The sequence below is a fragment of the Pseudarthrobacter sp. NPDC080039 genome (genome assembly GCF_040702335.1).
GTDB classification, from domain to species: domain Bacteria; phylum Actinomycetota; class Actinomycetes; order Actinomycetales; family Micrococcaceae; genus Arthrobacter; species Arthrobacter enclensis_A.
In genome coordinates this window covers 1-11242 of sequence record NZ_JBFBKY010000047.1, presented here as the reverse complement: position 1 = coordinate 11242, position 11242 = coordinate 1, and the positions used below count along the sequence as shown (strand labels likewise).

General features: G+C 64.0%; 10 protein-coding genes and 2 pseudogenes. 8 read left to right on the top strand and 4 right to left on the bottom strand.

The features are described 5' to 3' along the window. Positions 1-77 precede the first annotated feature (77 nt). Positions 78-611: pseudogene (locus AB0313_RS21545) on the bottom strand (transposase); the annotation flags it as partial. A 257-nt stretch (positions 612-868) separates the two neighbouring features. Here AB0313_RS21545 and AB0313_RS21540 point away from each other — a divergent pair. Continuing rightward, complete coding sequence (locus AB0313_RS21540; protein ID WP_366308317.1) at positions 869-1915, top strand: IS110 family transposase; 1047 nt, start codon at positions 869-871, stop codon at positions 1913-1915. Between the two features lie 441 nt (positions 1916-2356). On the opposite strand, the gene AB0313_RS21535 is transcribed toward AB0313_RS21540, so the two are convergent. Both AB0313_RS21535 and AB0313_RS21530 read right to left on the bottom strand, forming a co-directional pair. Further along, positions 2357-3178 carry a cation transporter gene (locus tag AB0313_RS21535; RefSeq protein ID WP_366308315.1) on the bottom strand — a complete coding sequence of 274 codons (822 nt, stop codon included), beginning with the start codon at positions 3176-3178 and terminating at the stop codon, positions 2357-2359. Next, complete coding sequence (locus AB0313_RS21530; protein ID WP_366308313.1) at positions 3175-3501, bottom strand: metalloregulator ArsR/SmtB family transcription factor; 327 nt, start codon at positions 3499-3501, stop codon at positions 3175-3177. Before AB0313_RS21530 ends, AB0313_RS21535 begins: the two co-directional genes overlap by 4 nt. Before the next feature lie 236 nt (positions 3502-3737). On the opposite strand from AB0313_RS21530, the gene AB0313_RS21525 reads away from it, so the two are divergent. The 5 genes and pseudogenes from AB0313_RS21525 (at position 3738) to AB0313_RS21505 (ending at position 7693) form a co-directional block, all read left to right on the top strand. Then, positions 3738-4319 carry a recombinase family protein gene (locus AB0313_RS21525; protein ID WP_366308311.1) on the top strand — a complete coding sequence of 194 codons (582 nt, stop codon included), beginning with the start codon at positions 3738-3740 and terminating at the stop codon, positions 4317-4319. A gap of 172 nt (positions 4320-4491) precedes the next feature. Further along, a pseudogene (locus tag AB0313_RS21520) lies at positions 4492-5034 on the top strand (recombinase family protein); the annotation flags it as partial. Between the two features lie 130 nt (positions 5035-5164). Then, positions 5165-5737 (top strand): hypothetical protein, encoded by a 573-nt coding sequence (locus AB0313_RS21515; RefSeq protein WP_366308309.1) that lies wholly within the window; start codon positions 5165-5167, stop codon positions 5735-5737. Between the two features lie 830 nt (positions 5738-6567). Further along, positions 6568-7092, top strand: a complete 525-nt coding sequence (locus AB0313_RS21510) for a redoxin domain-containing protein (RefSeq protein ID WP_366308307.1) — start codon at positions 6568-6570, stop codon at positions 7090-7092. A gap of 304 nt (positions 7093-7396) precedes the next feature. Then, positions 7397-7693: an antibiotic biosynthesis monooxygenase family protein gene (locus tag AB0313_RS21505; protein ID WP_366308305.1), complete on the top strand. Its 297-nt coding sequence runs from the start codon at positions 7397-7399 to the stop codon at positions 7691-7693. A gap of 400 nt (positions 7694-8093) precedes the next feature. Here AB0313_RS21505 and AB0313_RS21500 read toward each other — a convergent pair whose 3' ends face one another. Then, positions 8094-9005 (bottom strand): aldo/keto reductase, encoded by a 912-nt coding sequence (locus tag AB0313_RS21500; RefSeq protein ID WP_366308304.1) that lies wholly within the window; start codon positions 9003-9005, stop codon positions 8094-8096. 400 nt (positions 9006-9405) lie between these two features. Between AB0313_RS21500 and AB0313_RS21495 the strand changes: the two genes are divergently transcribed. Continuing rightward, positions 9406-10542 carry a hypothetical protein gene (locus AB0313_RS21495; protein ID WP_366308302.1) on the top strand — a complete coding sequence of 379 codons (1137 nt, stop codon included), beginning with the start codon at positions 9406-9408 and terminating at the stop codon, positions 10540-10542. Between the two features lie 97 nt (positions 10543-10639). Then, positions 10640-11242: hypothetical protein (locus AB0313_RS21490; protein ID WP_366308300.1), on the top strand; the 603-nt coding region annotated here is incomplete at its 3' end.

The window sequence follows — 11242 nt, the reverse complement described above, 5'->3', positions numbered from 1 at the left end:
GAATGCCTAAATGACCGCACCCCGTACCAACTCATGGCACGATGGAAACACCAGCTCCAAACCACTTAATTCGCAACGATGGCTGGAAACCGCCCACGGTCCAAGGGCCGGTTCTGCCACTCAGTCATCTCGCCGATGACCTTCTCCGTGATCCGCGAGATCGTGTCCTTGGAGACTCTGGCGCCGAACACCTCGGCAAAGTGAGCGGCGATCTCCCCGGTTGTGAGGCCCTTCGCGCTCAGCGACAACACGATCTCATCCACACCGGTCAACCGTCGCTGCCGTTTCCGAACGATCTGCGGATCGAACGTCGAACCGGTGTCCCGCGGCACGTCGATCTCCACCGGCCCGATCTCGGTCAGCACCGTCTTCGTGCGCGTGCCGTTGCGGGAGTTCCCGCTGCCGCGCCCGGACACGTCGTGCTTTTCGTATCCAAGGTGTTCGTCCATTTCCGCTTCCAACGCGGTCTCCAGGACGTTCTTGGTGAGCCGGTTCAAAAGCCCGTCCGGGCCAACCAGGTCAATTCCTTGCTCTCTGGCCTGGGCCAGGAGCTGCTGCGCTAACTCTTGCTGATCCACATCAGTCGCCATGGGATCCATGGTGTCGCTCATGATCAGTCCTCCCCGCCAGGCAACACCCGGCGTGTCAGGCCAACCATGGATCCACCGTTATTCCCAGTGTCACTATTCTGGTGTGCCGGTTGGTTCGCTCCATCGTTTTTCGCCTCCGTGGCTAATGTCTGTAGTGCGGCCGGCTGGCACCAGGGACCGGCCGGCCTGGCTTGAGAGGAGCGTGGCATCGCCCCTGACTGGGATATGCCGACCGACCGGTCCTGCACCACGACCCTAGACGGAAAGGAGACAAGACCATGGTGATCATCGGAATCGATGCGCACAAGCGCTCCCACACGGCCGTGATCGCGAACACGGTTGGCAGGCAGATCGCAGTCAAGACGATCGGCACGACCAGCAACGACCATCTCGCCCTGCTGGCGTGGGCGAACAAGCATGATGATCAGGAACGGCTCTGGGCGATCGAGGACTGCCGGCATCTGAGCAGACGATTGGAACGCGACCTCCTCGCGGCAGGCGAACAGGTTGTGCGGGTGCCTCCGAAGCTGATGTCCCATGTTCGGGACAGTGCCCGCACGTTCGGCAAGTCCGACCCGATCGACGCTCTCTCGATCGCACGTGCCGCCCTGCGAGAACCCGATCTGCCCGTCGCCCGTCTCGACGGCTCCGAACGTGAGATCCGCCTCCTGGTCGACCACCGCGAGGACCTCGTCGCTGAACGGACCCGCGTGATCAGCCGCCTTCGCTGGCACCTGCACGAGCTCGATCCTGCATGGGCTGCCCCGGCGAACTTCGACCGGGCCAGTGCGTTTTCACGCATCAAATTCCATCTGGACGGCTTCGCCGGGATCGTCGCCGACCTCGCTCAACGGCTCCTCACCCATCTGCACCGCCTCACCGAGGAGATCGATGAACTCACAGCCGAAATCAGCCGCCGGATCTCGGTCATCGCTCCGGCACTGCTGGCGATCGTCGGTTGCGGGTCCTTGACGGCGGCGAAGATCCTCGGAGAGACCGCGGGCGTTACGCGGTTCCGCTCGAAGGACGCCTACGCACGCCATAACGGCACTGCCCCGCTCCCGGTGTGGTCTTCGAACAAGGCCCGGCATCGACTCTCCCGAACCGGGAACAGACAGCTGAACGCGGCGCTGCACCGGATCGCGCTCACTCAGGCCCGCTGCCATCCGGGCGCTCGAGAGCTTCTGGCCCGCCGCAAAGCCGGCGGAGATGGCGGCATGGAAGCACTGCGTATCCTCAAACGCCGACTATCCGACGTCGTGTACCGAGCTCTGATCGACGATCACGAAACCTCCGAAGCCAGCACGCTGGTCCTCGCTGCTTGACAGAGGAGCTAGAGACAGTCCCAGGGGGATTCCTGGTGGGGTGGAAGTAAAGAGGCTGTGGGGTGATTTTTCCTGACGAAGCCATCGATTGGGTGGACGAGGCAGCCATCGAGGAAAACCCGGCTTAACGCTGAGCCCGGGCTGGCGCGAGCCTGTTGCTGGTGTGTGCGCCGCAACGCCGGGGCCAGGAGCTCTGAACCGAACCGCCAGCAAAGGGGCCAGATGATCGCAATGGCGTCGAACTGACCCGAAAGAGAGATTGTCAGAAACGACCGATCACGAGACCCGCTTGACGATAGCTCCCCGAAGTCCACACCTGTGACTTGCGGGGCGAATTGGCGGCGTTCTGTGATCGATAAATGGCGCGTAGAACCACCAATGAACCGGGCTCCAGGACGGTCCAGATGGCGTTCCGCACGTTCGGGGCCGTAGCCGCGGTGCTCAACGGTCGGCCGGCTTCGTCCCGGGGGTCAAAGAAACCGGGGCGGCCGGGGTATCCGCGGCGCACCCTGCGCAGCAGGAACCTGCGGTGTCAGGCTTCCGCTCCGCGGCGTGGGCGGCCTTGGAGGACACCGTAATGCCGGCCGCCGATGCACAGCAGTCATCCTCGTCTCCAGTATCGATGTCGTGGGTGTGCGGGACGGCGCAGCAGACGTCGCCTTTCCACGCGTTGAGGCCTTCGCTGACGGCGATACCGGCGATGATCAGGGCGGCCCCGGCATCCGTCCACCACCAGCCGAGGGTGCTGTTCAGGACCAGGCCGACGAGCAGGACTGCCGAGAGGTAGGTGCACAGCAGTGTCTGTTTGGAGTCGGCGACGGCCGTACGGGAGCCTAACTCGCGTCCCGCGCGGCGCTGGGCCCAGGACAGGACGGGCATAATTGCCAGGCTCAAAGCAGCGATGATGATGCCGGGAGTCGAATGCTGGGCTTCGCCCGCACCCATGAGGGAGCGGACCGCGTCAAACGCGACGAACGCGGCGAGGGCGAAGAAGGAGATGGCGATGATGCGCAGTGTTAGGTGCTCGCGCCGTTCCGGGTCCTTGGCGGAGAACTGCCAGGACAGCGCCAGGGCAGAGGAAACCTCAATGACCGAGTCCAGGCCGAAGCCGATCAGGGCCGAAGAGTCGGCGACATTGCCGGCCCACAGGGCAACGACTGCCTCGATGACGTTGTAGGTGATGGTCGCGGCCGCGAAGAGCCGGATCCGCCGGCTGAGCACTGCGCGGCGTTTGGGGCTGGGGGCATTGATCAGCAGTGTCATACCAGGCACTCTCCATTCGGGGCGCAGCAAGAGGGGTTGACGGCGAGAACGACACCGAGCAGGTCCTTGATTGCGTGCCCCAGCCGGGCGTCCGCGAGTTCGTACCGGCTCCGCCGCCCGTCCGGAACGGCGACGACAAGACCGCAGCCACGCAGGCAGGTCAAATGGTTGGACATGCTTTGCCGGGACACACCCAGCGAGTCGGCCAGATCGGAAGGGTAGGACGGCGCTTCTGAAAGGGCCAAAAGGACCCGGGCCCGGGTAGGGTCCGAGACCGCATACCCAAACCGGGCCAGGACCGGTGCCTGCACGAGTGTTTCCATGAAAATCCAAAGTACATAAAAGGATGTATTCAGGCAAAGCTGTATAGATCGGCTGTGCAACGCGTCTCGAAAGCCTTGGGATACGAGAGGTCTCACTGGCTCAGTCACATAGGATCCTGCTTCCTGTGAAATCTCGCGACTTTCTCTGCGTCCGGCGATTCTCATAACTATGTCTCGCAACCGTCTGCTTGAATCGGCGTACCAATCATTAGTTATGAGACACATTGGAGGCAGGCATGGCGAAACTTATTGGCTATGCACGGGTTTCGACGCGGCAGCAGTCCACGGACCGGCAGCGGGCGGATCTACTGGCCGCCGGCGTTCGACGCGATGACCTCTACATCGACCAGGGTGTCTCCGGAGCGCGCGCGTCTCGCCCTCAGTTCGACCAGGCACTCGACGCGCTCATGGAGGGTGACACCCTCGTCATCACGACTTTGGACCGGCTCGGGCGATCCACCCAGAACATGCTTGCCTTCGCCGACGAGCTCCGCAGCAGAGGCGCCGGGCTGCGCGTCCTGAACCTGGGCGGAGGCGACGTTGACACGGCAACACCGATGGGCTCCATGTTGTTCACCATCATGGCCGCCCTCGCGCAGATGGAACACGAGATCAAGCGGGAACGCGTCACTGATTCAATCATCAAGCGAAGAGAAGCTGGCAAGGACCTTGGCGGCCGGCCCCGCCGGGTCACTGATAGTCAGATCAGAAGCGCTGTTCGCCTGGTCAAAGGTGGCGAGCCCGCGGCCCAGGTTGCCCGGGATCTCGGTATGTCCCGAGCCACGTTCTACAGGCGGTCACGAGCGCTTGCCGATTAGGAGGGTGACATTTAGCGATCACAGAACACCGCCATTTACTGCCAACAGTCACACAGACCGCGAACTTCCGGCACCAATTTTGTAATGCTTGGCGTGTACGCGCCAATGTAACGCTCAACGGGGTTGGTGATACGTTGTTTTGATGCGCATTGGATAGGGGCGGGTTTCTACCCGTGATCAGCGCCCCGAAGCCCAGCATGATGCTCTGGCCGCGGCAGGGTGTGATCAGGTGTTCGTTGATGTGGCCTCGGGAAAACTTGGCCGCCGGCCTGAACTGGACAAGGCCTTGCTCTCGGCCAACCGCGCCGGGGACCAACTCGTGGTGACCAAACTCGACCGGCTCGGCCGGTCGCTGGAAAACCTCATCGAGCTCTCCAAAACCCTCCAGGAACGCGGGGTTGACCTGGTGGTCCTGGACCAAAGCATCGACACCTCCACCCCGATGGGGCGCATGTTCTTCCAGATCCTCGGCTCAATCGCCGAGTTCGAACACGCCCTCATGTCCGAAAGAACCCGTGACGGCCTCGCCGCAGCCCGTGCCAGGGGCCGGACCGGCGGGCAAAAACCCAAACTCGGCCCCCGGCAAGTGAAACTCGCCCGGGAAATGTACGAAGAAAAAGGCCCCGACGGCAAGCGTGCACACACGGTCGAACACATCGCCCGGGAATTCGGCGTCACCCATCCCACAATCTACCGACACCTCGCCAAACCATGAAGTGGCCGGGCGCGAGCGGGGCTCGCTACGGTCTGCGGAACCCGGCGAGATTGTCCTCGACGGTGCCCCCGAGTCCGCCGGGGCCGGCGTGTGGAATCCTTGGCTGGTGATGGCTCAAAGCTGGCAACTGATGACAACGGGCGCTTTCGAAAACGGAGGCAGGACCGCAGGTCCTGCCCCTGAGATCTGGCGGACGGATCCGCGCACGCTCCGCGATGTTGTCCTGGACCGGGCAGCGATGAAGGACCGCCTGGGTGTATACCCCAGCGTCGAACGCGTCTGGGCATTAGCGCTGCTCGGACGCTCCACTCAGGCCATCACCGAAGGCCACCAGCTCCTGAACGGATCGAAAGAAAAATTCCGGCCCCTACTCGTCCTCGCCCACGCATACGGGTACCAATACCAATGGCATGAAGCGGCGCTACTGCAAGAAGGAGCCCTCCGCTTAGCCCATGCCCCCGCCCGGGAAGCGCTCGTCCGCTACGAGATCGGCCGACGCTTCTTTGACGAAGGCCGGTACCGCGACGCCGCCGCGGAATTCGACTGGGCCTCCGGCCTCTACCGCGCGGCCGGACATAAACGCCCCGCCCAAGCCAGCCACCAAGCCCTCGAACACACCCGAAACGTCCTCACCAGCGAACGCAACAACACAGCCCCCGCACCAATGACACCGGTCCTGTCCCCGGGGAACCCCTTCACATAGGCGAAGATCCCACGTCACAGGCACGCTGCCGTAAAGAGATGAACTGACCGACTGCTCCTCCGGAGGCCCTGTCGGCCAGTGAGACTTCTCTTATCCCAGGGTTCTGAGACGCCGGGGGTGTTGCACGGCTGCGCCTATTCCGGCCTTCTGGACGATGAGGACATTGTTACGGTGGCAGAAGCAGCTGCGGCCCTGGACGTTCCCGGCGTCAGACCTCAAAGCGCGGAGGTCAGGCTCCATGAAGCCATTGCGGCCGCGGTTATGCATGGTAAGCCTGTCCGTCAGGTCGCAGCCATTGCACACATGACGGTGCTGGAAGTCGTTGACGCCGCAGAATCCGTCGCCTCCCAGGACAACCCACCGGGACCCTGAAAAGTCTTGTGGCAGGTCGCATTACTAATGATTGGGACGCCAACTCAGGCACATGGTTTCGAGACTGCTCATCTTCGTCAGTACCGGCAGGCATTGGTTCCCGACGAGAACACCGAGCGGGCCCGGCCGACTCGCAGTGCACATCGACAGCAGTGCCACGTGCGCACTGGAGCCCGGACCCGGCGTCACAATCCACTCGAATGCAGCACATCGATGAAGTTCCGACCCTCGAAACCAGGGCGCCGGCTCCCCCGAGCCGGTGGGATGCGGGATGAGAAGGTCTTCACGGGGCGCGGGGGTCAGTTTTCGTTGCCTGTTGGAGGAGCCCGTAAACAGCCGGCCTCGGCTCTCAGCGGTGCGGCCGTTGACGTGGAAATGAACCCGTCGAGGCAATAGGCAAACTGTGCCGGGAGATGCCGGGAGGGAATGACCGGGCGCCGGGCCGTGTTAGCAGGACCATGACACTTCTTCCGACACAGACAACACCCGACCTCTCCCTTGCCTTGGTTGGCGGGGGAACCACCGATGACCTGAAGCTGGGTACCGGATCCGGCGGCCGTTTCAGCATGGTGGTCTTCTACCGGGGCCTGCACTGCCCGATCTGCCGCAAACAACTCGACGAAATCGACAAACGGATCGAGGACCTCAACGCCGCAGGGATCGGTAAGGTCGTCGCAGTCAGCATGGAAACAAAAGAGCGAAGCACCCAGGTCGTGGACCAATGGCACCTGGCCAACCTCCCCGTGGCCTACGGCCTGAGCGAGGAAGCCGCCCGGACCTGGGGCCTGAACCTCTCCCACGCCATCAACAACGGCGAACCGGACCTCTTCAACGAACCCGGCATCTTCATCCTCGACGAAGACGAAACCCTGTTCTGGTCCAGCACCGCGACCATGCCCTTCGGCCGGCCATCCCTGGACGACGTCATCGCCGGCGTCCGCTACGCCCAGGACCACGACTACCCCGCCCGCGGCGCCGCCTAAGCCACCAACCCACCGACCCGCGGCCGGACCTGATTCATCCTCAGGGCCGGCCGCGGGTTCTCTTTTAAGCGACGGTCACCTGAACGCCCGCGGCAGTGACCGAGGACCTGGCCCGGGCTGCACACGGCTTTAACCACACTTGCGGGTATTTGGCCGTGAAGGAAACCGCGCACTTGCCGGTCTAGGGAACAAGCACGCGGGTGACGCGGTTGGCCCCTAAGCAGGGCAAACGAGGGCCCGCGCCGTCCGCAGCGCACCCGTCCGATGCTCCCGCACCTCGAAACCCGTCTGCCATTGGAGCACCATGCCTATCACCGCCCACCTGAACCTGAATATCAAAGCCGAAGCCCTCCCCACCGCGCCGTCTGTCCTCCGCGAAATCCTCGCCGACACACGCGCTTTCGACGGATGCCTCGGCGTCGATGTGCTGGTCGACAGCAACAATCCCGCGCACGTCCTCGTGGTGGAACGCTGGGACTCCCTGGATCACGACGCCGCCTACCGCGCGTGGCGGGCCACCGACGAAGGTGCCAGCGGGCTGGGCGAGCTGCTGGCCGCCCCGCCGGTCCTGACACACTTCGAAACGTCATTCGAAAGCTGAACCCCGGCAAGCCAGGCCGCGGCTGACCGGGCCCGGAAGGGGCTCACGGCAACAGCACCAGGGTATGAAACAGGTCCCCGCCCGGCCGAAGCCAGGCGAAGACCCTGCTTCTGAATATTCTGTTCCCGGGAGGCAGATGCGGTTCCCTCAAAAGCGTCCCCGACACAGGAGAAGGACCGGAAAATTCCGGTCCTTCTTTGTTGTCCCGCCGACTGTGACTGCTAATTTCGTTTGCCGGTATTTTCACAGTTGGGAACAGCGGTTCTTGTTGACGCCGAAACCCGAGATTACCGGCGGATGCGGTGAGCCATCAGTCCCCTTTCAACCCGGCCGGAATAATCACAAGGTCCTTCCGTGCCTGAGGGGAGCAGTGACGCAGGGTCTCGATTGAGTTGTCTCTCTATTTGCGAAGCTCTCCGGCGAGGTCGAGGTCCGCCGCGGCTGCGTTGGACTCGAGCTGTTCGACGGATTTAGAGCCGGGGATGACCGCGGTGATGACAGGCGGCCGCAGGCACCAGGCCAAGGCCCAGGCGGCCATGTCGGTGCCCGGCGGCACTTCGTCTTGGCGGATGCGTTCAACCTCGGATAGGCGCTGCTGAATGTGCTCCTCGGGCCGGCGTGATCGGGTATCGGCCGGATCGGTGAACCGGGTTCCCGGGGCGTATTTACCCGAGAGGAGGCCGCCGGCCAGCGCCTCGCGGGCCAGGACGCCCAGGTCCTGCCGCTCGCATGAGGCGAGGACTTCGTGCTCGGGCTCGCGGTCGAGACGGCTGTAGACGAGCTGGATCACGCTCGCGCCGACCTCGAGCGCACGATCCGTCTGGTAGACGTTGGCGTTACTGCCAATGGAGATCCCGAGATGACGGATCTTGCCAGCTTGGACCTGCCCGTGAAGGGCCTCCCACAGCTCGTCCTGATCGAAGACCTCGTCGCCTCCGGAGTGGAACTGATAGACATCGATGTAGTCGGTCCCGAGGGCGCGCAGTGACCGCTCGAGCTGCTCCGTGACCTCCCGGGCGGACCACTCTTGGGTGCGCTCGTGCAGACCGTGGTATCGGTGGCCGAACTTGGTCGCCACCACCCACTCGTCACGATTCCGTTCGATGGCTTTACCGACCAATTGCTCGGACAAATGATCGCCGTAGCATTCGGCAGTGTCGACCAGGGTGATGCCCAGATCATGGGCCCGCCCGAGGATGGCGTCAACGTCGGCCTGAGAGAAGTCCTTCCCCCACTCCCCGCCGAACTGCCACGTTCCGACCCCTACCGTGGAAACAGTCAGCTCAGTCCTGCCAAGACGCCTGTACCTCATAGGAATTCCTCATTTCAATCGGATTAATAGTTCGGGGTTGTCCATACAAGCGACGCGCCTGCCAATCGGATCATTCAGGTACACGTCAAGCCTTGCACACACATCAGCTGTAACGGATCGGCTCGCCAGTCGCCGAGACTTCCTGGAGGGGACGCCGCAGGTCAGAAGAAACCAACCCCTGCGGCGCCTCGTGCTTTGCCTGAGCAAAGGGATAACGGTCCCTAATGGTGTCGATCTTTTCGGGCCGGACCCATCCGGGCCCGGCACGGCGCCGAAGCACTTTCAAAGCATGACGCGGGGACGGGCTCTTTGCCCCGCACTTTAGGACATGTCTGCCTCTCCTAGAGGCAGGGAGCAATGAGTTTATGACCTTGGGCACCGACAGTTGATCGGAGGTGGGATGGACCGCATAACCCTGAACATCGCCCCTGCCCTCCGCCTACTCCTTGTCGGTGGCATGTTCGCCGTGTTCTGGATCATTTTTGGTGCCGGCAGCGCCCACGCCGCGGCACCGCCACCAGGTGAGAACCCACACACGGCCGACGGTCTCGTCACGTCTTTGACGGCTCCGGTGAAGCCGCTCATCACCGCCGTTCAGCCCCGGACAGAACCGGCGCCGCCGAGCACAACAGCGCCCTCCCCAGTCCAGGGGCCCGCATCAGCGGCCCGGCCCGTGGGCGGCACCGCCGCCCCGGCCGCTGCTCCCGTACGGCCGGCCACAGCGCCCGTCACGCAACTTGTCGCTGGCACTGTCCAGCCGCTCCTTGCCCCGGTCACGGACCTTTCCGGGGCGGCCGTGGCCCCGCTCACCGCCCCCGCCACCCAACTCGTCACTGGCACTATCCAGCCACTCCTTACCCCGGTCACGGACCTTGCCGGGGCGGCCGTGACCCCACTCACCGCCCCCGCCACCCAACTCGTCTCTGGCACTGTCCAGCCGATCCTGGCCCCGGTCACGGGGCTGGCCGGCAGCGTTCTGAATCCGATAGCCAGCCCGGTGGAGGCCGTCACTGGCCCCGTGACAGGGTTGATCACCGGCACCGCGCCGGTCCCGGTCAGCATCGGGCCTGTCAGCGTCACCCTTAACGGGCCACCGGCAGCGGCTGCGTCCCCCGTTGCACCCGGGACAGTAAACACTTCCGCGGGCGGCGGCGAACATGCCACCCCGACGGTGGAGACGCAGCCGGCGGCTGTGTTCACCGCGAAACCGGGCGCCTCCACCACCGTGCTTCCCCTCCTGCCCACGGGTCTTGCGGACCGGATCGCCGCCCGTAGGGCGGCGTCCATGGACGAGGGCGGCGCGTCCCGTCAGAGCCCTGCCCGGCTTCCTGGCGGACACGTGCCCGCAACGGCGCCGGCGCCCTCACCAGTGTCCGGCAGTGCCGGCGCACCCGGGCCCACTGGCGCCGGAGCGCAGGCTGCAGCGGATCTTTCCTACCGCTTCGTCCTGCCCATGACCCAAGGCGGGGACGGATCCCTTTTCAGCTTCGTCCTGCCCGGGTCCACAACCCAGGACCCTGGATTCTCACCGGACTAATGATGCCCGCGCCGCGCACCTAACTGCCGCGGCATATGCAGGCATACCGGCCCCTTTGGCCGAAACAACCATTCATTCCATGTGAGGAAAAACAGTCATGCATTCATTTGTCCGCAACACCCTTTGCGCCGCAGCTTTCGCCGGCGGCGTCCTCGTCCTCGGCGCCGGAGCGGCCTCAGCCGACACCGGCACCAACACCGGCACCGGCCTTGGTATCGGCACACAGAACCAGACCAGCATCACCTCCGCGTCCTCAACGGCCAACCGCGACAGCATCGCCTCAAACCTTGGCCTGAACCTGGGCGCGAAAGCCGGCGTGGCGAGCACCATCCAAAACACCAACACCACCACGGCCCGGAACACCGGAACCACCGGAACCGACCGTGGAGCCGTGGCCTCCAACGTGAACCTGGGCGCCAACGCCGGTGTGGCCAGCACCATCCAGAACAACACCAACACCCGGAACACCGGGACTGCCGGGACCGACCGTGGAGCCGTGGCCTCCAACGTGAACCTGGGCGCCAACGCCGGTGTGGCCAGCACCATCCAAAACACCACGGATGAGAACAGCACCACCGGAACCGACCGCGGCTCGTTCGCTTCAGCCTCGAACCTCGGCCTGAACCTCGGCGCCAACGCCGGTGTGGCCAGCACCATCCAAAACACCACGGATGAGAACAGCACCACCGGAACCGACCGC